The organism is Phytohabitans flavus, from assembly GCF_011764545.1.
Lineage (GTDB): Bacteria > Actinomycetota > Actinomycetes > Mycobacteriales > Micromonosporaceae > Phytohabitans > Phytohabitans flavus.
This window is the reverse complement of sequence record NZ_AP022870.1, coordinates 8,967,433-8,990,772: the sequence shown is the minus strand read 5'-3', so window position 1 is coordinate 8,990,772 and position 23,340 is coordinate 8,967,433. Positions and strand designations below refer to the sequence as shown.

The following is a 23,340-nucleotide window of genomic DNA, read 5'->3' as shown; positions in this document are numbered from 1 at the left end:
GAGATACGCGAGTGGGTCGCGCCGTTATTCATCGACGCTCTGTGCTACCTCCCGCGCGGCCTCCGGCCCCTGCTCAAGCAGCACGTCGAACCCGGCCTCGTCGAGCACCGGCACCTTCAGCGATACCGCCTTGTCGTATTTTGAACCTGGATTATCGCCGACGACCACAAAACCGGTCTTCTTTGATACCGAACCGCTCACCTTGCCGCCGCGCGTAGCGATCTCTTCAGTGGCCTGGTCGCGCGAGTACGTCGCCAGCGTGCCGGTCACCACGACCGTGATCCCTTCAAGCGGCCGCGGACCCTCGTCGACCTGCTCCTCCATCATCCGCACGCCGGCCCGCCGCCACTTGTCCACCAACTCGCGATGCCAGTCGACGGTGAACCACTCGTGCAGGCTCTCGGCGATCGTCGGCCCCACGCCCTCGACCCCGGAGAGCTCCTCCAGCGACGCCTTCTCGATCGCGTCCATCGAGCGGAAGTGCCGGGCCAGCGCCTGCGCGGCGGTGGGCCCGACGTGCCGGACGGAGAGCGCGACGAGCACCCGCCACAGCGGCCGCTCCTTCGCCTCGTCGAGGTTTTCCAGCAGCTTGGCGGCGTTGCTGCCGAGCGAGCCGTCCTTGTTGACGAAGAAGTCTGACCGGCGCAGGTCGTCGGCGGTCAGCCTGAACAGGTCGCCCTCGTCGTGGATGATGCCGGACTCCAGCAGCGCGACCGCGGCCTTGTAGCCCAGCACCTCGATGTCCAGCGCGCCCCGCCCAGCCAGGTGGAACACCCGCTCCCGCAGCTGCGCGGGGCACGAGCGGTTGTTGGGGCAGCGGATGTCGATGTCGCCCTCTTTGGCCGGCGCGAGCGGCGAACCGCACTCGGGGCACCGCTCCGGCATCTCGAACCGGCGAGCGTCGTCGGGCCGCAGCTCCATGACCGGACCCAGCACCTCGGGGATCACGTCGCCGGCCTTGCGGAGCACCACGGTGTCGCCGATCAGCACGCCCTTGCGCTCGACCTCGCGGGCATTGTGCAGCGTGGCCAGCGCGACCGTCGAGCCGGCCACCCGGACCGGCTCCAGCACCGCGAACGGCGTGACCCGCCCGGTGCGCCCCACGTTGACGCGGATGTCGAGCAGCTTGGTGTTGACCTCCTCAGGCGGGTACTTGAACGCGATCGCCCAGCGTGGCGCCCTACTCGTCGAGCCGAGCCGGCCCTGGATGCTCACCGGGTCGACCTTGACCACCACCCCGTCGATCTCGTGCTCGACGTCGTGACGGTGCTCCCGGTAATACCCGATGTACTCCCGGACCCCATCCATGTCGGGCTTGACCTGCCACCGCTCGCTGACCGGCAGCCCCCAGCCCTTCATCACCTCGTAGGCCGCGCTCTGCGCCGGCGGCTGGAAGCCGCGCCGCGCGCCGATGCCGTGCACCACCATGCGGAGGCCGCGGGACGCGGTGATCCGGGGGTCCTTCTGGCGGAGGCTGCCGGCGGCGGCGTTGCGCGGGTTGGCGAACGGCGCCTTGCCCTGCTCGACAAGGCCCGCGTTGAGGTCGCCGAACGCGGAAACCGGAAAGTAGACCTCGCCGCGCACCTCCACGAAGTCGGGCACCTCGTCGCCAGCGAGCCGCTCGGGCACGTCGCGGATGGTGCGCACGTTGGGGGTCACGTCTTCGCCGGTGCGCCCGTCGCCACGGGTGGCGGCGCGCACGAGACGACCCTTCTCGTACGTAAGGTTGATCGCCAGCCCGTCAACCTTGAGCTCGCACAGGTAGGGCACCGGACCGCCGGCGTCCCGCTCGACCCGCTCGGCCCACGCGGAGAGCTCCTCGTCGTCGAACGCGTTGTCCAGCGACATCATCCGCTCGGCGTGCTCCACCGCCGTGAACTGCGTGGAAAAGGTGCCGCCCACCCGCTGGGTCGGCGAGTCGGGAGTGCGAAGCGCGGGAAACTCCTCCTCCAGCGCCTCGAGCTCGCGCAGCAGCCGGTCGAACTCCGCGTCCGAGATCGTGGGCGCGTCGAGCACGTAGTACCGGTACTGATGGTCGGACAGCTCGGCGGCGAGCGCGGCGTGGCGCTCGCGGACATCGGCCGGCGGCTCTTTGCCAGCCGCCGCGACCTGCTCGGGAGTGACCTGCTGCGCGATGACTTCCTCAGACACCTATGCACCGTAACCGCTGGGTACGACGGCTACTGGTGTCTAGACCTCTTGTAGGCGTTGCGAGGCTTCGCGGATCGCGGTCAGCACTCGGCGGGCGTCGGCGGGCGAGGAGCCGGCCAGGCCGCAGGCTGGCGTCACCACCACCTGGTCGGGCAGCCGCTGGTCCGGGAAGCCCAGCTGCCGCCACACGCCGCGCACCTGGTCGGCGACGGCCGTCGAGGTGGTCTGCCCGGAGCCGGCGAAGAGGCCCAGCCCGGCGTCGATCGCCTCGCCGAGTGGGTCGAGCTGCTTCAGGAGCGACAAGTCGAGCGCGACCGCGGCCGCTCCGCTCGCGCGCACCACGTCGAGGGGTACGTCCGGCGCGCAGCAATGCAGCACGACCGGCACCCCGGCCGCTTCCACGACCGTGCGCAGCAGTGAGCTGGCGGTGGACGACTCGATCGAGCGGTACGTGTACAGCCCGCTGTCCGTCGCGATCCGCCCGGCGAGCGCGGAGGGCAGCGACGGCTCGTCCAGCTGGAGCAGCACGGTGGCGGCGGGCAGCCGGCGGCGTACGTCGGCCACGTGCGCGCGCAGCCCCTCGGCGAGCGACTCGCTCAGGTCGCGTACCGCCCGTGGTCGCGCAGGATGCGGCCGCCGAGCGCCAGGTCGATGCTGGCGGCGAGCGTGAGCGGGCCAGCCGCCTGCACCTTGAACGTCCCGCCGAACTCCCCGGCCTGCTCGGTCATCTGGTCGAGGTCGCGTTCGAGCAGGTCGAGCGCGCGGCGGTGGTCGCGGCCGGGGCGGGCGGCCACCCGCCAGCGGGCCGCGTACAGCTCGACGGGCAGCTCGACCAGGAACGCCGCACCCCGCCCGATGATGTCCGCGCCCGGGCCGCGAGCCGGCAGCTCGGGCAGGTGCGGGAGGTCGGGCAGCTCCCCGAGCACGATCTTCTGCGCCTCGGCGATGTCGGTGCCGGGCAGCGAGCCGATGCCCGTCGCCGAACCGCGCGGCCAGGGAAAGTCAGTCACGGCTGCCAATCGTCGCGGACCCGAGCACGATGTCGCCAGCGGGGTCCGGCCGGTACGCCACAAGCGCCTGTCCGGCCGCCACGCCCCGCGCGGGGCGGCGCAGCGAGGCGAGCATCCGCCCGCCGGCCAGCTCCACCGTCGCGGGCACGACCTCGCCGTGCGCGCGCAGCTGCACGTCGCACTCGAACGGCCCGTCCGGCGCCGGCCCGCCGGTCCACACCGGACGGTCTGCGGCCACCTCGGAGACGTCCAGCATGTCGACCGAGCCGACGGTCACGGTGTTGGTGACCGGCGTGATCGACAGCACATAGCGCGGCCGCCCGTCCGGCGCCGGCTCGCGGAGGGCGAGGCCGCGGCGCTGGCCCACCGTGTACGCGTACGCCCCGCTGTGCGCGCCCAACACCGCACCGGTCCGCGCGTCCACGATGTCGCCGGGCGACTCGCCCAGCCGCTCGGCGAGGAAGCGGCGGGTGTCACCGTCGGCGATGAAGCAGATGTCATGCGAGTCCGGCTTGTCCGCCACGGCCAGCCCGCGCTCGGCCGCCTCGGCGCGCACCTGCGCCTTTGTCGAGTCGCCGAGGGGGAAGAGCGAGCGGTCGAGCTGGTCGCGGCGGAGCACGGCAAGCACGTACGACTGGTCCTTGGGCAGGTCGACGCTGCGCCGCAGCAGGCCGTCGCCACCGAGCCGCGCGTGGTGGCCGGTCACGACCGCGTCGAACCCCAGGGCCACGGCCCGGTCGAGCACCGCGGCAAACTTGATCTTTTCGTTGCAGCGCAGGCAGGGATTCGGGGTACGGCCCGCCGCGTACTCGGCGACGAAGTCGTCGACCACGTCCTCGTGGAAGCGGTCGGCCATGTCCCACACGTAGAAGGGGATGCCGATCACGTCGGCGGCCCGCCGGGCGTCCCGGGCGTCTTCGAGCGTGCAGCACCCGCGGGCGCCGGAACGGTACGTCTGCGGGTTGCGCGCCAGCGCCAGGTGCACGCCGGTGACGTCGTGCCCGGCGTCGACCGCCCGCGCGGCCGCCACCGCCGAGTCGACCCCGCCGGACATCGCGGCCAGGACTCTCACCCGACAACCGTAACCTCCTCGTCCACCAAGTGGAGGCGGCGCCCGCTAACGGCGTAGGGCCTCCACGGGGTTGACGGTGGCGGCTCGCAGGGCTGGGTAGCAGCCGGCGAGCAGCCCGGTGGCGGCGCCGACGAGCGGTGCGGGCAGAACGGTCATCGGGTCGAGGACGGCGGTCCATTGGTTCACCACCGCGACGAGTACGACGGTGGCGACGCCGAGCGCGGTCCCGATCACGCCGCCGAGCGCGCCAAGCGCGGCGGCCTCGGTGAGGAACTGGGCGGTGACATGCCGCCGCCGCGCACCGAGGGCGCGGCGCAGTCCGATCTCGCCGACCCGCTCCCAGGTCGCGACGAGCGTGGTGCCGGCGATCCCGGCCGCGCCGATCACGAGGCAGATGGCCGCGAGGAGGAGGAACAGCGCGGACCCGTCGGTCTTCACGCTGTCCCGCATGGTGCGCGGATCCGGCGGTGGCTCGGCCCGCAGAAACTGCGGATTGTCGGGACGCAGGGCGACCGGCGTCTGGCGGGCGATGAGCTGGGCCGCGCCCATCTGAGTCTCGATCACCATCTGGGCCGGGCTGACCGCCGGGTCCGGCGCCGGGTACAGGCGCTCGGCCGTGCCGCGCGGCAGGATGACGCCGAGCAGCAGTTCGGGTACGCGCGCCGTGTCCTCGACGATGCCCACCACCGTGAACGCCGTGCCGTTGATGAAGACGGCGGGCCGGTTGACGACCTGGCTGATCCCCAGCCGCGTGGCCGCATCCGCACCGAGCACCGCCACCCGCTCGCCGCGCTCGTCGTGGAAGGCGTTGAAGAGGGAGCCGCTTCGCAGCAACGGGCCCGCCGCGGTGAGGAGGCCGGCGGATGCGGCGTACACCGGCAGGTCGCTGGCGTTGGCGGCGGAGGTGGCACCGACCACTGGCGAGGCGCCGATCACCGGATGGGCGAGCGGCACCGTCCAGAAGACGCCGCCCGCCACGGCCCCGTTCAGCCCGGCGATCTTGTGGTCGGCGTCGGCCGGAAAGCTGACCCGCGCCGGGTTGTCCTGGTTGTGTGCCCTGCCGTCGCCAGCGTCGGTCACGACGACCGTCGTGGCCGTCAGCTCGTCGAACGTCTTGCTGATCTGGCCGTTCGCGGTCGAGGTCAGCCCGAGTACGGCCACGGACGCGCCGACGCCGAGCACGGTGCCGAGGGCGGCGAGCGCGGATCGGCCTGGGCGCCGCACGATTCCCGCGAGGGCCTCGGCCGCGAGGCCGCGCAGGTACAGGACGGACCGACGGGTACGGTCTGACGCCATCGGACTCACCCGCCCGCGCTTTCGCTGGGATCCGGCTCGTCGGCCTCCTCGCTGGACTCGGGCTCCTCGGGCTCGTCGGGCTCCTCGCTGGGCTCCGCCTCGTCAGTGGGCTCTGTCTCCGCTTCGGCGGGCGGCTGCTCCTCGCCGGTCACCACGGCGCTGCCGGGCTTCAGATCGGCCCCGACCGGCATGACCTCCACCATGCCGCCGGCGGAGAGACCGGGCGTGACCTCGACAGGCCGCTGGACACCGTCCGGCTCGACAACGGTGACCGTGGTGTGGCCGTCCGCGGACGACGAGATGGCGGCCTCGGGCACGGCGAGCACCGGTTCGTCCGTGCTCGCGGTCGTGATCGTCACCCGTACCTGCTGGGACTCGAGGTCGCGCGGCCACGGCTTGGCGGGGGCGATCCGCAGCGGGATGTACGCGGTCTCCCCGTCCTCCGCGTCGGTCTTCGCTCCGATGCTCTCGACGGTGCCCGCGCCGGTGAATCCGGTGGTCTCGGAGTCGACGGTCGCCTTCATACCGACCTTCACAAGTGCTTGGTCGGCCGGGTCGAGCCGTGCGTCGAGCGTCGGCCCACCGGTGGAGAAGGTGATGAGCGGGTCGTCGACGGTGTCACCCACCCGCAGGGAGAAGGCGGCCACCCGCGCCGGGAGCGCCGGGAGGAACACCACCTCCGACATGGGGACGATCGGCTCGGCAGCGTCGTCCTCACCGGCGACCGGTACCGGGTATCCAAGGTCGCGGTAGAACCGTTTGACCGCGTTCGTGGTGCTGACCCCGAAGTGCCCGTCCGGATCCCCGCTGTCGTAGCCGAGGTCGTCGAGCGCGCTCTGGAGCTGGGCCACGTCCTTGCCGGTCAGCCCTGGCGCCAGGTCGCGGTACGCGGGGAACTGCCCCGGTAGCGCGAACACCGGGCGTTCGGAAACCTCGACGAGCACCTTGCCGGCGGTCACCTGGGCGCCGCTCTTGGTGTGTACGGCGGTGAGGACAAGCGCGCTGGCGCCCGGCGCGTTGTCCGTGGCGGCGACCGCGGCGGGCGTGAACTTGAGCTGCCGTCCCCCGCTGAAGCTGCCCGACACGACGAGCGTGCTGGCGAGCACTTTGTGCTCGACCTCGGCGGTCAGCAGGCTCGGCTCAGGCTCGTCGGTCTCCGCCGCCAGCTGTGCCGGCGACTTCACTTGAGTCGACGCGATCAGCCCGCCGGTCGACACCAGGACCGCGACCGCCAGAATCACCATCAACTTGCGCTTCCGCTGGGCCAATGGTGACGATTCGGCCCGCTCCTCAGTGGTGCGGCGACGGAAAACCATGCTGCGTTCTCCTGCTAGAGACGACGTCGATCTTCGCGGCGGCGATCCAGTTTCCCCTACCCACGAAGCCCAGGTCAGCGCGGCTGTACACGTAGAGACAGCACCCGATTTCCCGTTTGCGCATTCACATTTGGCGGGTCGGCGCGCGCGATATCAATTTGCGCCACCTGAACGGCGAGTTGCGACCCGCTCCCATCGATTACGCGAGTGTCAGGCTAGCAGCGCATTGCAGTGTCCGCAGTTGTTTGTAATGACTCGGCAATTCCTGTCGCGGACGATCTTCGCGGGGAGGCCCGACGGGCGTCAGCGGGCGGCGGCGCGCCTCGCCCGCTCGACCGCACCGGGGAGGGCAGCGACAAGCGCGTCGACGTCGGCCGGCGTGGAGGTGTGGCCGAGCGTGAAGCGGAGGGACGAGCGCGCGCGGTCGTCGTCAGCGCCCATCGCGAGCAGCACGTGCGACGGCTGCGCAACCCCCGCCGAGCAGGCCGAGCCCGTGGAGCAGGCGATGCCCTGAGCGTCGAGCAGGAGCAGCAGCGCGTCGCCCTCGCAGCCGGGGAACGACAGGTGCGCGTTACCGGGCAGCCGGTCGGCCGGATCGCCGTTGTAGATGGCGTCGGGCACCGCGTGCCGTACCCGGGAGACAAGGTCGTCGCGGAGGGCGCTGAGCCGGCTCGCGGTCTCCTGCTGGGTCTTCACCGCGGTCTCGACCGCGACCGCGAAGGCCGCGATGGCCGGTACGTCCAGCGTGCCCGACCGTACGTCGCGCTCCTGGCCGCCGCCGTGCAGCAGCGGGGTGCAGGCGACGTCCCGGCCGAGCAGCAGCGCGCCCACGCCGGTGGGGCCGCCGAGCTTGTGGCCGCTGATGCTGAGCGCCGCCGCCCCGCTGGCCGCGAAGTCGACCGGCACCTGGCCGACCGCCTGCACCGCGTCCGTGTGGAAGGGCACACCGGCCGCTGCGGCCAGCTCGGCCAGCGCGGCCACCGGCTGGAGCGTGCCCACCTCGTTGTTGGCCCACATCGCGGTCACGACGGTGATCTCGTCGGCGGCCTCGGCCAAGGCGGAGCGCAGCGCCTCCACCGGCACCCGCCCGAGCGGGTCCACCTCGAGCCAGGTGACCTCGGCGCCCTCGTGCTGCTCGAGCCAGCCCACCGAGTCGAGCACGGCGTGGTGCTCGACCGCGCTGGCGATGACCCGGTTACGGCCGGCGGCCGTGTCTCGGCGCGCCCAGTGGATGCCCTTGACCGCGAGGTTGTCGCTCTCGGTACCGCTGCCCGTGAAGATCACCTCGGACGGGCGGGCGCCGAGCGCGGCGGCGATCCGCTCCCGCGACTCCTCGACCGTGCGGCGGGCTCGCCGGCCGGGCGCGTGCAGCGACGAGGCATTCCCGACCTCGCGAGCGGCGGCGACGTACGCCTCGATCGCCTCGCCGAGCATCGGCGTGGTCGCGGCGTGATCCATGTAGGCCATCGCGTATCAGCCTAATGCGCCGGGCCGGGGTCATCCCCGGCCCGGCATGTGACACTTCCCCGCCTTATTTACGCTTGCGGATCTCCTCGGCGGCCTGCGGGACGACCTTGAACAGGTCGCCGACCACGCCGAAGTCCGCCAGCTCGAAGATCGGCGCCTCGGCGTCCTTGTTGACCGCGACGATCGTCTTGGAGGTCTGCATGCCGGCGCGGTGCTGGATCGCGCCGGAGATGCCCAGCGCCACGTACAGCTGCGGCGACACGGTCTTGCCGGTCTGCCCGACCTGGAACTGGTGCGGGTAGAAGCCGGAGTCCACCGCGGCCCGGGACGCGCCCACCGCGCCGCCGAGCAGGTCAGCCAGCTCCTCGACAAGCTTGAAGTTGTCCGCGTTGCCCACGCCTCGGCCGCCGGAGATGACCACCGACGCCTCGGTCAGCTCCGGCCGGGCCCCCTTCGGCTCTACCTTGCGCTCGACCACGCGGGCCAGCTTCGCGGTGTCGTCCACCGCGACCTCCAGCGGCACCACCTCGGCGGTGGCCGGCGCCGGTACGGGAGACAGCGAGTTCGGACGCACGGTGGCCAGCGGCAGCCCGCGGGTCACCTGGGACTTCACGATCGTGGAGCCGGCGAACACGGTCTGCGTCGCCACACCCTGACCATCCAGGGCGGAGACGTCGGCGAGCAGCCCGTTGTCCAGCTTCACCGCCAGCCGGCCGGCGATCTCCTTGCCCTCCTGGGTGGAGCCGAGCAGCACCGCCGCCGGCTGCCCCTGCCGCACCAGGTCGGCCAGCACGGCCGCCTTCGGCGCGACAAGGTACCCATCCAGGTCCGCACTCTCGCCCGCGTACACCTTCGCGGCGCCGTACTCGCCCAGCCGGTCCAGCAGCGGGGCGGCGACACCGGGGCCGCCGAGCACGACCGCGGCCGGGGTGCCCAGCTCGCGGGCGAGCGTGAGCATCTCCAGGGTGACCTTCTTGACCTCGCCGCCGGAGTGCTCGACGACGACCAGAACCTCAGCCATTTGAGCGCCTCCTCAGACGAACTTCTCGGACGCGAGGAACTCGACGAGCTTCGCGCCGCCGTCGCCCTCGTCGTTGATCTTCTGCCCGCCGGCCCGCGGCGGCCGCTTGTGCTGCTCCACGACGGCGGAGCTGGCACCCTCGGCGCCCACCTCGCTCGCCGCGACGCCCAGGTCGGCCAGCGACAGCGTCTGCACCGGCTTCTTCTTCGCCGCCATGATCCCCTTGAACGACGGGTACCGCGGCTCGTTGATCGTGTCCCAGACCGAGACGATCGCCGGCGTCGTGGCGGCGACCACCTCGTACCCCTCGTCGGTCTGCCGCTCGATCGTCAGCGCGGTCCCCTCGACGGTGAGCTTGCGCGCACCGGTCAGCGCGGCCACACCCATCCGCTCGGCCAGCATGTGCGGCATCACCTGCACCCGGCCGTCCGTCGACTCCGCACCGCAGAGCACCAGGTCGGCGCTCAGCGTGCCGAGCGCGGCCGCCAACACCTTCGACGTGGACAGCGCGCACGAGCCGTGCAACGCGTCGTCCAGAACGTGCACAGCCCGGTCCGGGCCCATCGACAGCGCCTTGCGGATCGACTCGGACGCGCTCGCCGGCCCCATGGTCAGGATCGTGACCTCGCCGCCGTGTGCCTCCTGGATCCGCAACGCCTCCTCAATGGCGTACTCGTCCATCTCATTGATGACATTGCTCGCCGACCCACGGTCGACCGTATTGTCGTCAGCACGCAGTGAACGCTCCGCGCTGGAGTCGGGCACCTGCTTGACGAGTACGACGATGTTCATCGCGCTTCCAGGACCTCCTGCTTGGCTTAACGCACGTTAAAGGTAAGCTACTCACAGCCTACGTTACTCGCTAGTAATAGTGGGATCTGTAACGACGCCCACCGCCGTCTTGACCTTGGTCAAAGCGTCTGCTTCGCGAGCGTTCACGCCGTGGCTGGCGCCCGCCGCCTGCTCGACCGCGGCCACCACCGCGGCCTGGTAGTTGTCCAGCTCGGCCGGCGCCTTCTCGCGCAGGATCGCCACCGACTGGGCGAGCGCCGGCAGCACCAGCGCCTCCACCTCGGCCGCGGACCCGCGCGGAAGTCTCGGCAACGGCCCGGTGGTCAGGACCTCCTTGACCAGCCCGGTCGCGCCAGCCAGCACACCCGAGGCGGCGAAGCTCTCCCTGAGCATCGCAAAGAAGCCGGGGTCGGCGTCGGAGACCAGGTAGACCGCGCCGAACACGGCGGTCTTCAGAGTGGCCTTCTCCTCGGTAGTCAGATCGCTCACGCCTCACAGGTTACGGGCGAGGCTGACTGGATAATGGCAGGCGTGCTGGGTGCGATCAGGCAGTGGTTCGATCCCGAGGAGGTACGCCGGGTCGGCAACACACCCGACTACCGCTTCTCCCTGGCCAACGAACGCACCTTCCTCGCCTGGATCCGTACCGGCCTGGCGCTTGTCGCGGGCGGTCTGGCCACCGCGCAGTTCCTGCCGCCGCTGCCGATCGCCCACCTGCGCGAAGTGATCGCGGTCGCGCTGCTGCTGCTCGGCGGGGCGGTGGCCGTGCGGGCGGTGGACCGCTGGGCCCGCACCGAGCGGGCGATGCGCCTCGGCCGCGACCTGCCCGCCACCCGCTTCCCCGCCCTACTCGCGGTCGCGGTCGGTATCGGTTCGGTACTGCTTGTCGTAGCCGTCCTCGTCCAAGCGTTCCAGTGACCGACCCTGGTCTCGCTCGCGAGCGGACATGGCTCGCGTGGTGGCGCACGCTCCTGGTCGCGGCCGGCGTGGCCATACTCGCGGCACGCATGGCCTCGCTCGAAGGCGCTCCGCTGTTCGTCGCGACCGCGCTCGCCGGGTGGACCGCCCTCTTCGTCGTGGCGTTTGGCAGGTACCGATCGCGACGCGCCGAGCCTGGCCCGGCCCTCCCCCTGTTCGCGCTGTTCACTGTCGGGTATGCGGTGCTCGGCACGCTGCTGGTGCTGAACCGTTAGCCAGGGTGGCCATCAGGGGCCATCATTGCGGAATGGCCCGCCTGTACGTGCTCCTCTTCCTGGTGCAGATCGTCCTCGCCGCGCTCGCCCTGATCAGCTGCCTGTCAGCCGAAGAAGACGAGATCCGTGCGCTGCCACGGTTCGCCTGGGTGCTGATAATCCTGTTCTTTCCGCTGATCGGCTCGATCGCCTGGTTCCTGGCCGGCCGGCCGAAGGAGGCCGCGGCCTCTGGCAGTGGCTGGACTGCCGGCGGCAGCCTCCCCGAGCACCGGCGGTCGCGGCCGGCGGCGCCGGATGACGACCCGGAGTTCCTCAAGTCGCTGGACGCCAACCAGTCGCAGCGGGACCGGGAGCTCTTCGAAAAGTGGGAGGAAGACCTGCGCCGCCGGGAGGACGAGATCCGTCGCCGGGAGAGCGGCGAGGAGACTACCCCGTAGCAGCGCGAACCACGGGGAGAATCGTTGTCGTGCAGATCGCCCTGCTGGGTCCGCTCGAGGTGCGCGCCGGCTCCGGCGCGCGGGTCGAGCTGGGCGGCGCGCGCCTGCGCACGCTGCTGATCCGGCTCGCGCTCGACCCCGGCCGGGTGGTCACGACCAGCGCACTTATCGACGCGCTGTGGGACGACGAGCCGCCGACAGGTGCCGCCAACGCGTTGCAGGCTCTTGTCTCCCGGCTGCGCCGGGCCCTGCCGGAGGGCTCGGTGGAGTCGACCCCGGCCGGCTACCGGCTGGCGGTGCCGCCGGAGGCCGTGGACATGTGCCGGTTCGAGCGGGACGTGGCGGCGGGGCGGTCCCGGCTGACCGCCGACCCGGCCGGCGCGGGCGAGGTGCTTGCCGCCGCACTGGCGCTGTGGCGCGGGCCGGCCCTGGCCGACGTCACCGGCAGCGACTTCGCACGGGCACCCGTCGCGCGGCTCAACGAGCTTCGGCTCGCCGCGATCGAAGACCGGGTGGACGCCGCGATCGCGCTCGGTGACGGCGCGGGTCTCGTACCCGAGCTGGAGTCCCTTGTCCTCGCCCACCCGCTGCGCGAGCGCCTGGCCGGGCAGCTGATCCGGGTGCTGCGCGGCGCGGGGCGGCCGGCGGAGGCGCTGACCGCGTACGACCGGCTGCGGGCCGCGCTTGCCGACTCGCTCGGCGCCGACCCCTCGCCCGAGCTGGCCGCGCTGCACCTCTCGCTGCTCAAGGACACCGCCGCCGCGCCGCCGGCCGAAGCGCTGCCCACCACCAACCTGCCGGCCACGCTGACCAGCTTCGTGGGCCGCGACGACGACGTGACCAGGGTCACCAAGGTGGTCGCGGAGTCCCGCCTCACCACGCTCATCGGCCCGGGCGGCGCGGGCAAGACACGGCTCGCCATGGAGTCCGGCTGGGCGATGCTCGAGCAGGCGCCCGACGGGGTGTGGCTGGTGGAGTTCGCGCCGGTGACCGACGCCGCCGAGCTGGCCACGACGGTGCTCGCCACGCTCGGCCTCCGCGAGTACCCGCTGGTGCCGCGCGGGCGAGTGCCGCAGGAGACCGTCGACCCCCTCACCCGGCTGCACGGCGCGCTGGGCAGCCGACGGGCGCTGCTCATCCTGGACAACTGCGAGCACCTTGTCGGCGCGGCTGCCTCGCTGGCCGAGAGCCTGCTGGTCCGCTGCCCGCACCTGCGCGTACTCGCCACAAGCCGCGAGCCGCTGGGCATCACCGGCGAGGCGCTCTTCCCGGTCGAGCCGCTCGCCCTGCCGCCGGACGGGGTGGGCGCTGACGACGCGCTCGCCTACCCGGCCGTGCGCCTCTTCGCCGACCGGGCCGCCGCGGTCCGCCCCGGTTTCACGGTCACCGAGGCGGCCGTCCGCATCTGCCGCGCCCTCGACGGCATGCCGCTCGCCATCGAGCTGGCCGCCGCCCGGCTGCGCGCGCTCGCGCCCGATCAGGTCGCCGGCCGCCTCACCGACCGCTTCCGGCTGCTCAACGCGGGCAGCCGTACCGCGCTCCCCCGGCACCAGACGCTCCGCGCGGTCATCGACTGGAGCTGGGAGCTGCTCGACGAGGCCGAGCGCACGCTGTGGCGGCGGCTGGCTGTCTTTTCCGGCGGCGCGACGCTGGAGGCGATCGAGGAGGTGTGCGGAAGCCGGCAGTCAGGTGTGAGTGCGGCGGGGGCCGACCCGCTCGACCAGCTCGCCGCGCTGGTCGACAAGTCCCTCGTGGTGGCCGACCCGGACGGCCGCTACCGGATGCTGGAGACGATCAAGGCGTACGGGCTGGAGCGGCTGGCCGAGTCCGGCGAAACCCACGCCGCCCGCGCGGCGCACGCGCGGTACTTCCTCCGCCTCGCCCGCCGGGCCGACCGCGAGCTGCGCGGCCGCGAGCAGCTGGAGTGGCTGGCCCGCCTCGACGCCGACCACGACAACCTGCACGCCGCCGCGCGGTGGGCGATCGCCGCCGGCGACGCCCGGCTGGCGGTGGCGTTCGCGGCCACGCTCGGCTGGTACTGGTGGATGAGCGGCCGCCGAGTCGAGGGCGCCGAGGCCGCCCTGGACGCGCTGGCGCTGCCGGGCAACGTGCCCCGGTCGGTCCGCGCCGCCGCCAAGGCCATCGCCTCACTCAACGTCGTGGCCGGCCTCTATCAGCTGGAACGGGGTCAGTCGCTGCTCCGCGAGGCGGCCGACTTGGCCCGCGGCTACGAAGATCGGCACCCGGTCCTCGCCGTGGTCGGCCCGATGGCAGACCTCCTCGCCAGCCCCCCGGCCAACGAGACGGCGATGGCCGGCCTGGCCGGGCTCTTCGGCCACCCCGACCCGTGGGTGCGCGGCGTGGCCAGGGTCATGTACGGGCACTCCGAGTCCAACCTCGGCTACAAAGTCCGCGACACGGAAGCGCACTTCGCGGCGGCGCTGTCGGAGTTCCGCGGGCTGGGCGACAGGTGGGGCATCGCCACCACGCTCGCCGACCTGGCCCACATGACCTCCACAGACGGCGACCACGCGCGGGCGGCGGCGTACTTCGAGGAGGCGCTGGAGGAGCTGATCCCGCTCGGCGCCGCCGAGGACATACCGGAGATGCAGGCGCGGTACTCGTACGAGCTGTGGATGCTCGGCGAGACGGAGAAGGCGTTCGCCACGCTCGACAAGGCGCGGCGCACCGCCGAGCGGGTCGGCACCGAGGAGGGCCGGGCCGCCGTGGCGTACCACCACGGCGAGATCCTCCGCGCGATGGGTGAATACGCTTGGGCCCGCGCGGAGCTGACGCGGGCCGAGGCGGTGTCGATGGGGCACAGCTCGGCACCCCAGTGGGTCGCGCTGATCGGTGCCGCGATCGGACAGGTCGACGCCGCCGAGGGCGATCTCGTCACTGCCCGCACCCGCGTCGACGCGGCCTTCGAGCTTGCCGTCAGCTCGCGCGACATGCCGGTGGTCGGGCTGGTGCTGATGTCGTACGCGGACCTCGCCCTCCACAGTGGAGAGTCGGAGCGGGCGGCTGTCTTCATCGGCGCGGCGAACGGGGTCCGCGGCGGACCCGACAGGTCCACAGTGGATGGCCGGCGGCTGGAGACCACCGCACGCGAACGCCTCGGCGACGAGCGCTTCACCGAGGCGTTCGAGAGAGGCCGGGCGACCGCGATGGCCTCCCCGGTGCGCGAGGCCGTCCGCGTCATACTCGCCGCTTGAACGCCCGTACCGCGATCGGGGCGAAGACGGCGGCGATCGCCACGGCCCACAGCAGCGACTGGACCACGTAGGTCGCCGCCGCGCCGCCGGAGAGCAGCCCGCGCACGGCGTCCGCCAGAATCGTCACCGGGTTGATGTCCACCCACTTCTGGAGCCAGCCGGGCATCGTATCGGTCGGCACGAACGCGTTGCTGGTGAAGGTGAGCGGGAAGACCACCACGAAGGCGAAGATCTGCACCTTCTCCGGTTCGCTGGCGAGCAGCCCGACCAGGACCGCGATCCAGGACACGGCCAGGCTGAAGACGAGCAGCAGCACGAACGCCCCGAGTACGCCCTGCACGCCGCCGTGGATCCGGAAGCCCAGGATCACACCGAGGCCGAGGATCAGCGCGATCGACCACACCTGCTTGACGGTGTCGGCGAGGATCCGGCCGGCCAGCGGCGCGGAACGGGCGATCGGCAGCGACCGCAGCCGGTCGAAGACGCCCTTGGTCAGGTCGCTGTTGAGGCCCACGCCGGTCGTGACCGAGGCGAAGATCGCGTTCTGCACGATGATGCCGGGCAGCGCGAACATCAGGTAGTCACCGGTGCTGCCCGAGATCGCCCCGCCGAAGACGTACGTGAAGAGCACCACGAACATGATCGGCTGGATGCTGAGGTCGAGCAGTTCCAGCGGGTTGTGCTTGAGCTGCACGAGGCTGCGCCACGCGAGCGTGAACGTGTGCCGCAGCGCCTCGACCGGGTTGACCCGGCGCGGCAGCGCGACCGTGGCGGCGGCGGTGGTCATGCGGGGATCCTCTCGGGCTCGTTCTGGTCTTCGGTACGGTCCTCGGCCCGGTGGCCGGTGAGCGCGAGGAACACCTCGTCGAGGCTGGAGCCGCGCAGCGCGAGCTCGCCGATCGGCACCTCGGCCTCGTCCAGCCGGCGCACCACGGCGGGCAGCACCGCGGGGTCGGTCACCGGGACGGTGAGCAGGCCGCCCTGCGCCTCGGGCGCCCGCCCGGCCACCTGCGCCACGATCGACTGGACGATCGGGGCGTCGACGGCGTGCTTGGGGCGTACCGCGAGGGTCTGCGCACCGACCCGGCTCTTCAGCTCGTCCGGCGTGCCGGTGGCGATGACCCGGCCGTGGTCGATCACCACGATCTCCTCGGCCAGCAGGTCGGCCTCTTCCAGGTACTGCGTGGTGAGCAGCACGGTGACGCCATCCGAGACCAGGTCGCGGACGATGTCCCACATCTCGTTGCGGCTGCGCGGGTCGAGGCCGGTCGTCGGCTCGTCCAGGTAGAGCACCTGCGGCCGGCCCACAAGGCTCGCGGCCAGGTCGAGCCGGCGGCGCATACCACCGGAGTAGGCCTTGGCCGGTTTGTTCGCCGCGTCGTCCAGCCTGAACTCGGCGAGCAGCTCCCGCCCCCGGCCGCGCGCCTCGGCGCGGGAGAGGCCGAGCAGGCGGCCGATGAGGATGAGGTTCTCGATGCCGGTCAGGGTCTCGTCGACCGAGGCGTACTGCCCGGTGAGGCCGATCAGCCGGCGTACCTGGTGGGCGTCACGGACGACGTCGTACCCGCCGACGCTTGCCCGCCCGGCGTCCGGCTTCAGCAGCGTGGCCAGGATGCGGACGGCGGTGGTCTTGCCCGCCCCGTTCGGGCCGAGCAGGCCGAGCACGGTGCCACGGCGCACGGCGAGGTCGACCCCGTCCAGCGCGGTGGTGTCGCCGAAGCGCTTGATCAGCCCTTCGGCGACGATCGCGTGTGTGGTCTGTTCGTTCATGCCACCACCCTGCGCGACCGCGCTGACGGCCGGCTGACGGTGGCGCGGGGGCGCTGACAGATGGCTGACAGCGCCCCCGCGAGAGGGGGGTTAGGTGGTCGCGGTGCAGGTGAGCGCGGGTACGGCGTTGCTGCCGGTCCACGAGCCGATCAGGCCGAACGTGGTGCTCGCCGCGGCGCCGAGGCTGCCGTTGTAGGCGACGTTCGTGGCGGTGACGCTCGACCCGCTGGAGGCGATGGTGGCACCCCACGACTGGGCGACGGTCTGCCCGTTCGCGTACGTCCACCGCACCGTCCAGCCGCGGATCGCCGCCGAGCCGGCGGTCACCCGTACGTCGGCCTGGAAACCGCCGTTCCACTGACCGACGACCGAGTACGACGCCGAGCAGCTCCCCGTGCCCGGCCCCGGAGTGGTCGGCGGCGGGGTCGTGGGCGGCCGCGTGGTGGGCGGGGGCGTGGTGGGCGGCGCGGTGGTCGGCGGCGGTGTGGTCGGGTCCGGCACGCCGCCGAAGTTCACGTCGCTACAGAAGTAGTAGTTCTGGTCGGCGTGGCTGGCCTTCCAGATCGCGTACACGAGGTGCCGCCCGCTCCGGCCGGGCGCGGTGACGTTGGCGGAGATGGTGACGCCGTTGAGCACCGGGTCGGTCTCCCGGCTGCCGACGCCGGGCAGGATGCGTCCGGTGTCGTGGCGCAGTTCGAGGTCGGACCAGCGCAGGCGCTGGGTGAGCGGGTTGAAGCCCTGGCGCGTGACATAGATCCGGATGTAGTCGGCACCGTGCAGGGCCTGGTCGTGCATCCGCCACGTGAACGAGGTGCCCACGTTGGTGGCCCGCCAGTTGCCGGGGTTGTCCAGCGCGGCGTACCGGGTGCCGCCGGTCTGCCCACCGCTGCACAGCTGGCCGTCCGGCACCTGCCCCTGGTGGTTACCGCCGACGTTGTCGCGGTAGAGCGAGTTCCAGTTCCACATCGCGGTGGAGTCCGCTTGCCAGGCCTGCCAGCACATCGGGTCCTGGGTGGCCATGGCGGGATTCTGGAAGTCGTTGCCCCAGCGCTTCCAGCAGCCGTAGTTGCGCGACTCGGGCCCGATCGCCGAGCCATGGGCGGAGGCGGCGCCCGGAGTGCTCACGAGTGCGGTGGTGAGCAGGATCAGTGCGGCAAACACGACCGTCGCGGTGCGGCGCGCGTGCTTGACTGTCGACATTGGACCTCCACAGTAGACACAGAGACGCGGAGAGTGCCCTAGCTCCCCACGCCGGCTACGTTTCGGCTCCCACACCGGTCGCGTTAACAATAGTTTGACGTATCGACAAACTCAAGTATTTATTTGAATCATTCTTGAGACCTATATTTGCCCCGGTCCGCGTCAGTCGCAGACCGTATGCTCCCGCGGGCACCGCGCAGGCCGGCGGCTCGCTAGCGCTCGCCGAAATCCCCGACCTACGCTGCCAGGCCCGCGGTCCAAGCCCAACCCCGACCCGACTGGGTGCGCAGGCGCATTTGCTCTGCTTCCCTAGAGTGGCCGCGCCGGCGGTCAAAGGCGACCTTGCCACCAGGTCGGCGACGGCGCGGACCGCCGACCACGACCCAGGGGTCAGCTTGCCCAACCGCGGAGGGTGCGGCCGCGGGAGCAGCGGTCCGGACCACCGCGGACATCGCGGTAGCTCGGATTTGGCTCTTGAACTTGATCGTCAGGCCAGGTTGGACGAGCGGGGATACGCGTCGGCGGGGTCGGTGAGGACGTTGACCACGTAGGGCACGCCCGCGTCGAACGCGCGCGCCAGCGCAGGCCCCAGCTCGCTCGCCTTCGCCACCGTCTCGCCCGCGCCGCCCAGCGCCTTCACCACGTCGTCGTACCGCAGTTCGGGCTGGAGGTCGGCGGCCACGTCGTAGCCGTACATCGCGCGCATCGGGTGCTTCTCCAGGCCCCAGATGCCGTTGTTGCCGACCACGATCACGACCGGCAGGCCCTGGCGGGCAAGTGACTCGGCGTCCATCAGCGAGAAGCCGGCCGCGCCGTCGCCCATCAGCACGCAGACCTGGCGGTCGGGGTACGTGATCCGGGCCCCCATCGCGTAGCCCATGCCGGTGCCGAGGCAGCCGTACGGGCCGGGGTCCAGCCAGGTGCCGGGCTCGGCGGGCTCCAGGTACTTGCCGGCGTACGACACGAAGTCGCCGCCGTCGCCGATCGTCACCGCGTCGCGGGCCAGCACCTTCCGCAGCTCACCGTAGACCCGGGCCGGGCGGATCGGGTCGGTCTCGGCGGCCATCTCCTCGGCGTCGCGGGCCTTGGCCGCGTCCTCGGCCATGCGCAGCTTGGCGATCCACTCGGCGTGGTCCTCGCGGACGCCCTCGTAGTCGGCGAGCGCGGACAGGATCAGCCGCAGATCACCGGCGGGTGAGACGGCGGGGGTGACGTGCGACGCCCGCTGCGTGGGTGCGTCCACGATGTGCACCACCTGGGCGCCGCCGAAGTCGCCGAAGCTGAGCCGGAAGTCGAGCGGCGTGCCGATCACCACGATCACGTCGGCGCCGGTGAGCGCGGTGCGGCGCGACTTGGCGAACGCGAGCTGGTGCTCGGGCGGCAGCGCGCCGCGGCCCATGCCGTTGGCGAAGACCGGCACGTGGAGGGCTTCGGCGGCCTCGCGGAGGGCGGCGACCGCGCCACCGGCGTACACGTCGGAGCCGGCGATGATCACGGGCCGCTCGGCGGAGGCGATCAGCTGCGCGGCCCGGGCCACCTCGTCGGGGTCCGGCTCCATCTTGGGTACGTCCGGCGCCGCGAGCGCGTCCGCGTCAGCGGCGGAGAAGATCACTTCGAGCGGGAGGTCGAGGAAGGCGGGCCCTCGGTGTGCGGTGAGCGCGGCGGTCAGCGCGGCGGCCACGGCCCCCGGGATCTCCTCGCCGGAGCCGACCGTGGCGGCGTACTTGGTGACCGGCGCGACAAGCGGCAGGTGGTCGATCTCCTGGAGGCTCCCCGAGCCCCAGCGGAAGGCCGGCGCCCGGCCGCCGATCACCAGCACCGGCGACCCGTTGAAGTAGGCGCTCGTCAGCCCGGAGATGCCGTTGGTGACACCCGGCCCGGCGGTGAGCACGGCGAGGCCCGGCCGGCGCTGGAGCTTGGCGACCGCCTCGGCCGCGAACACCGCCGACTGCTCGTGCCGCACGTCGAAGATCGGGAAGCCGGTCTTGTGGGCCGCGTCGTAGAGCGGGAAAACGTGGCCGCCGGAGAGGGTGAACATCTCCGTGACGCCATACGCCCGCAGCGCCGCCAGCGCCAGCTCGCCGCCGTGTCCTTCGATCCGCTCGGGTGATGTCATGGGGGAAGGTTACCGCCCAGTCACTCCGACCCGGTTTGCCCCTGGATCCAGCTGACGATGTCCTGCACGACCTCGCCGGGAGGCTGGTCGCGGGCGGTGGCGAAGGCGAAGATGCCGGCACCGACCGGCACGACGATGAGCAGCGCGGTGATCACCAGGGCTCGGATCGCGCGCACGACGAACCCCGGACGCCGGCGGATCCGCGCCTGGGGTGGCATGCGCGGCGGGCTGGGCGGCGCGACAAGCGGCCGTTGGGGCGCCCGCGCCGGTGGGGGCGGCGGCGAGTACCTCGGCTGGCTCGTGACCGGGTAACGCGGCGGTGCCGGTGGCGGCGAGTAGGGCGGGCTGGGCGGCGAGTACGGCGCGTTCGGCGGCTGGTAGGGCGGGCTCGGTGGCGAGTAGGGCTGGCTCGGCGCCGCGTAACCGCCGGTCGGGCCGGTCGGCGGGTAGGTGGGCGGCGCGGTCGGCTCCTCGTAGCGCGGGAGGTGCTTGGTCGCGGACGGCGGCGGCGCCTGTGCGCGCGGGCGGCCGGAAGGCGGCTGTGCGCCCGGCACGATCACCCGCCCGACGGTCCGCGCGGGCGTGCCCGCGCCCGCCGGTGGCGAAGCTCCCCCGGTGGCCGTGCCTCCCGGCGCGGAGCCAGCTGCCGCCGGCACGCCACTGGACGGGGTGTTCGACGGCAGCTCGTCGGGGGCAGCATGCGCGTCGATCCGGGCGGGAGTGACCCAGCGGCCGGCACCGGAGGCGCCGAGGTGACGGGTGGGACGGCCGGGGAGACCGGGCGCGAACCGCCGGACAGGTCGCCGAGCCGCATCTGCGAGGTCGCCGGGCCGGGCGCGGGCGGTGCGCTCGCCAGCAGCGCCTCGCCGGCCAGGATGCTCCCCTCGGCCACTACGAGCTCGGGCTGCTCGATCACCTCGGGCGCCTCGCCCAGCGCTCGGTGCAGCAGCGTCGCCATCAGCGGCATCCGGCTGGAACCGCCGACCAGGAACACCCCGGCCACCTGGCCCTCGGGCAGATTGGCCCAGCGCATGACGCCCTGCGTCACCCGCACGGTCTGCTCCAGGATCGGCGTCGCCAGCTGCTCCAGCTCCGCCCGTGTCAGGTGCACGTCCAGGTCGAGCAGCGGCAGCATCAGGTCGGCGGACGGGCTGCGGGAGAGGCGCTCCTTGGCCACCCGCACGTCGTCCCACAGCTGGCGCTTGGCCCGCCGCTCCTCCGCTGTGGACGGATTTTCCAGGCGGGTCCAGGCGGCCCGGTCACGGTCCGCATACGTCGTTTCGAGGTGCGCGATGATCGCCGCGTCGACGTCGAGGCCGCCGGTGTCGTCGCGCCCGTCGACCGCCAGCACCTCGAAGCCGTCGGCCTTGCGGGCCACCACGCTCGCGTCGAACGTGCCCGCTCCGAAGTCGTGCACCACCACGACCGACCCGATCGGCACTTCGCGGCCGAGCACCTTGGCGAAGTAGGTGGCGGCGGCGACCGGCTCGGCCACCAGCCGTACCCCCTCGAAGCCGGCCCGCGCGGCGGCGTCGGCGAGCAGCCGGCGGCGGGTGGCTCCCCACGTGGCCGGGCAGGTCAGCGTCACCTCGGGGCGGGCCCGGCCGACGGTGCGGTCCCACTCCTCGGCCACCCGGGCGAGCACGGCCGTGACCAGGTCACCGAGTGGCACCTCGCGGTCGCCGAGCAGCAGCGTGCCGTCGTCGATGCGGCGCTTGGGGTTGGGCTCGAAGCGGGCCGGGTCGAGGCGGGCGCTGTGCACCGCGTCGCGCCCCACGATCAGGGCGCCGCCGGGCTCGGCGTAGACCGCGGAGGGGAGCAGCGGCGAGCCGTCGAGCAGCAGCGGGCGCCCGCGCCCGTCCGGCCACCGGACCACCGCCACGGTGTGCGACGTCCCGAAGTCGATCCCCAGGGCATACCCCGAGGTCGGCGTCCGGTCCGTTGACATGGCGATCAGTCTACGAGCCGCCCACTATCCATCACCGTCCGGTAAAGCGCGGCTTTCGCTTCTCTACGAAAGCGGCCATCCCCTCCCGCTTGTCCTCGGTCGCGAAGAGGCCGGCGAACAGCTGGCTCTCCCAAGCCAGGCCCGAGGCGAGATCCATCTCCAGGCCGCCGTCAATGGCCAGCTTTCCGGCGCGTAGGGCCTGGGCCGGACCCTCTGTGTACGGGCGGACGAGCGCGACGGCCGTGTCGTACACCTCGGCGGCCGGCACGACCCGATCGGCGAGCCCGATGCGCAGCGCCTCCTCGGCGTCGACCATCCGGCCAGAGAAAACCAGATCTTTGGCGCGGGCCGGGCCGACCAGGCGGGCCAGCCGCTGGGTGCCGCCGCCACCGGGGATGACGCCGAGCTTGACCTCAGGCTGGCCGAGCTTGGCGTCGTCGGCGACCACCCGCCAGTCGCAGGCGAGGGCGAGCTCGCAGCCGCCGCCCAGCGCGTACCCGGTGATCGCGGCGACGACCGGCTTGGGGATGCCGGCGAGGATGCCGAGGGCAGAGGAGAGGGCGGCGGCGCGGGCGGCCATGTCCACATACGACATGTCCGCCATCTCCTTTATGTCCGCACCGGCGGCGAAGACCTTCTCACCGCCGTACACGATGACCGCGCGGACCTCGGGGTCGGCGGAGAAGGCGGTGGCAGCGGCGCGCAGCTCCTCCTGCACCTGGATGTTCAGGGCGTTGATGGGAGGACGGTCGAGCCGGATGGTGCCGATGCCGTCCTTATTCTCCACGCGCACAAAGTCAGCCATGCAGCTAGGCTAGTTGGGCGATGGTCACGTACTACAGCGACAAGTTGGTGCAGGTCACGTCGGATGCCATCCGCGTCGGTGACCGGCGGTATCCGCTGGGCGAGCTGGCCCGGGTGTGGCACGCCAAGGGTGCCCGCTCCTGGCGCGCGGTCGCCGGCCGGGGCGCCATCGGCATCGCGCTGCTCGGGCCCTTGGCGGCGGCCGGCATCGGCATCGCCGTGGCGCTCACCCTGCACACCTCGCTCGACGTGACGATCGCCATCGTCGGCGTGTCGTGCCTGCTCGGCCTCGGCGTCGGCCCGCTCGCCGACGTGATGCTGGAGCGCATGGACCGGTCGTACGCGCGGGGCTCCCGCTCGCTGGAGATCTGGGCGACCTGGCGTGGCCAGCCGGTGCTGCTGTTGCAGACCGGCGACGCGCTGCGCTTCGGCCAGATCTATCGCGCTCTCCAGCGCGCCCTGGAGAGCTCCGCGGTCAGGTAGCGTCCGCGTTCCTTTTCGTGGGAATCGACCTGTCCTGGATAGGTAACAC

General features: G+C 72.3%; 20 protein-coding genes and 1 pseudogene. 5 read left to right on the top strand and 16 right to left on the bottom strand.

All coding sequences use genetic code 11. From position 1 onward, the window contains the following. Positions 1-24 precede the first annotated feature (24 nt). The 9 genes and pseudogenes from ligA to Pflav_RS39935 all read right to left on the bottom strand — a co-directional run bounded on the left by ligA (position 25) and on the right by Pflav_RS39935 (position 10,614). Positions 25-2,151: an NAD-dependent DNA ligase LigA gene (ligA, locus tag Pflav_RS39975; RefSeq protein ID WP_173041730.1), complete on the bottom strand. Its 2,127-nt coding sequence runs from the start codon at positions 2,149-2,151 to the stop codon at positions 25-27. A 39-nt stretch (positions 2,152-2,190) separates the two neighbouring features. Beyond that, positions 2,191-3,161 (bottom strand): annotated as a pseudogene (locus tag Pflav_RS39970) (uroporphyrinogen decarboxylase/cobalamine-independent methonine synthase family protein). Next, complete coding sequence (gene mnmA / locus Pflav_RS39965) at positions 3,154-4,233, bottom strand: tRNA 2-thiouridine(34) synthase MnmA (RefSeq protein ID WP_180201302.1); 1,080 nt, start codon at positions 4,231-4,233, stop codon at positions 3,154-3,156. The pseudogene Pflav_RS39970 and the gene mnmA overlap by 8 nt, the downstream one beginning before the upstream one ends. A gap of 45 nt (positions 4,234-4,278) precedes the next feature. Continuing rightward, on the bottom strand, positions 4,279-5,529 hold the full coding sequence (locus Pflav_RS39960) for an ABC transporter permease (protein ID WP_173041729.1): 1,251 nt from the start codon (positions 5,527-5,529) through the stop codon (positions 4,279-4,281). Between the two features lie 5 nt (positions 5,530-5,534). Further along, positions 5,535-6,845 carry a peptidoglycan-binding protein gene (locus tag Pflav_RS39955; protein ID WP_173041728.1) on the bottom strand — a complete coding sequence of 437 codons (1,311 nt, stop codon included), beginning with the start codon at positions 6,843-6,845 and terminating at the stop codon, positions 5,535-5,537. A gap of 303 nt (positions 6,846-7,148) precedes the next feature. Beyond that, positions 7,149-8,312: a cysteine desulfurase family protein gene (locus Pflav_RS39950; protein WP_173041727.1), complete on the bottom strand. Its 1,164-nt coding sequence runs from the start codon at positions 8,310-8,312 to the stop codon at positions 7,149-7,151. 64 nt (positions 8,313-8,376) lie between these two features. Beyond that, entirely contained in the window at positions 8,377-9,333 is a 957-nt protein-coding gene (locus tag Pflav_RS39945; RefSeq protein ID WP_173041726.1) for an electron transfer flavoprotein subunit alpha/FixB family protein, read from the bottom strand. A gap of 12 nt (positions 9,334-9,345) precedes the next feature. Continuing rightward, positions 9,346-10,125 carry an electron transfer flavoprotein subunit beta/FixA family protein gene (locus Pflav_RS39940; protein ID WP_173041725.1) on the bottom strand — a complete coding sequence of 260 codons (780 nt, stop codon included), beginning with the start codon at positions 10,123-10,125 and terminating at the stop codon, positions 9,346-9,348. Positions 10,126-10,188: 63 nt separating this feature from the next. After that, positions 10,189-10,614: a hypothetical protein gene (locus Pflav_RS39935; protein ID WP_173041724.1), complete on the bottom strand. Its 426-nt coding sequence runs from the start codon at positions 10,612-10,614 to the stop codon at positions 10,189-10,191. 42 nt (positions 10,615-10,656) lie between these two features. On the opposite strand from Pflav_RS39935, the gene Pflav_RS39930 reads away from it, so the two are divergent. The 4 genes from Pflav_RS39930 to Pflav_RS39915 are packed head-to-tail and all read left to right on the top strand — an operon-like array spanning position 10,657 to position 14,970. Then, the gene (locus Pflav_RS39930) at positions 10,657-11,043 is read left to right on the top strand and encodes a YidH family protein (RefSeq protein ID WP_173041723.1); all 387 of its coding nucleotides are present in this window, start codon (positions 10,657-10,659) and stop codon (positions 11,041-11,043) included. Then, positions 11,040-11,318, top strand: coding sequence for a DUF202 domain-containing protein (locus Pflav_RS39925; protein ID WP_173041722.1), 279 nt, complete (start codon positions 11,040-11,042; stop codon positions 11,316-11,318). The genes Pflav_RS39930 and Pflav_RS39925 overlap by 4 nt, the downstream gene beginning before the upstream one ends. Before the next feature lie 32 nt (positions 11,319-11,350). Beyond that, a complete protein-coding gene (locus tag Pflav_RS39920; RefSeq protein ID WP_173041721.1) occupies positions 11,351-11,755 on the top strand; it encodes a PLD nuclease N-terminal domain-containing protein in 405 nt (134 codons plus the stop codon). A gap of 29 nt (positions 11,756-11,784) precedes the next feature. Continuing rightward, positions 11,785-14,970: a BTAD domain-containing putative transcriptional regulator gene (locus Pflav_RS39915; RefSeq protein ID WP_173041720.1), complete on the top strand. Its 3,186-nt coding sequence runs from the start codon at positions 11,785-11,787 to the stop codon at positions 14,968-14,970. Here the strand turns inward: Pflav_RS39915 and Pflav_RS39910 are convergent. The 7 genes from Pflav_RS39910 to Pflav_RS39880 all read right to left on the bottom strand — a co-directional run bounded on the left by Pflav_RS39910 (position 14,954) and on the right by Pflav_RS39880 (position 22,809). Continuing rightward, positions 14,954-15,757 carry an ABC transporter permease gene (locus Pflav_RS39910; RefSeq protein ID WP_173041719.1) on the bottom strand — a complete coding sequence of 268 codons (804 nt, stop codon included), beginning with the start codon at positions 15,755-15,757 and terminating at the stop codon, positions 14,954-14,956. The genes Pflav_RS39915 and Pflav_RS39910 overlap by 17 nt on opposite strands. Next, the gene (locus tag Pflav_RS39905) at positions 15,754-16,740 is read right to left on the bottom strand and encodes an ATP-binding cassette domain-containing protein (protein ID WP_173041718.1); all 987 of its coding nucleotides are present in this window, start codon (positions 16,738-16,740) and stop codon (positions 15,754-15,756) included. Before Pflav_RS39905 ends, Pflav_RS39910 begins: the two co-directional genes overlap by 4 nt. Before the next feature lie 90 nt (positions 16,741-16,830). Beyond that, positions 16,831-17,940, bottom strand: coding sequence for a lytic polysaccharide monooxygenase auxiliary activity family 9 protein (locus Pflav_RS39900; RefSeq protein WP_173041717.1), 1,110 nt, complete (start codon positions 17,938-17,940; stop codon positions 16,831-16,833). A 487-nt stretch (positions 17,941-18,427) separates the two neighbouring features. Then, positions 18,428-20,056 carry an acetolactate synthase gene (locus tag Pflav_RS39895; RefSeq protein ID WP_173041716.1) on the bottom strand — a complete coding sequence of 543 codons (1,629 nt, stop codon included), beginning with the start codon at positions 20,054-20,056 and terminating at the stop codon, positions 18,428-18,430. Between the two features lie 20 nt (positions 20,057-20,076). Next, positions 20,077-20,616: a hypothetical protein gene (locus Pflav_RS39890; protein ID WP_173041715.1), complete on the bottom strand. Its 540-nt coding sequence runs from the start codon at positions 20,614-20,616 to the stop codon at positions 20,077-20,079. After that, on the bottom strand, positions 20,613-22,004 hold the full coding sequence (locus Pflav_RS39885; protein ID WP_173041714.1) for an Hsp70 family protein: 1,392 nt from the start codon (positions 22,002-22,004) through the stop codon (positions 20,613-20,615). The genes Pflav_RS39890 and Pflav_RS39885 overlap by 4 nt, the downstream gene beginning before the upstream one ends. A gap of 31 nt (positions 22,005-22,035) precedes the next feature. Beyond that, positions 22,036-22,809 carry an enoyl-CoA hydratase/isomerase family protein gene (locus tag Pflav_RS39880; protein WP_173041713.1) on the bottom strand — a complete coding sequence of 258 codons (774 nt, stop codon included), beginning with the start codon at positions 22,807-22,809 and terminating at the stop codon, positions 22,036-22,038. A 20-nt stretch (positions 22,810-22,829) separates the two neighbouring features. On the opposite strand from Pflav_RS39880, the gene Pflav_RS39875 reads away from it, so the two are divergent. After that, positions 22,830-23,291, top strand: coding sequence for a DUF6232 family protein (locus Pflav_RS39875; protein ID WP_173041712.1), 462 nt, complete (start codon positions 22,830-22,832; stop codon positions 23,289-23,291). Positions 23,292-23,340: the final 49 nt, after the last annotated feature.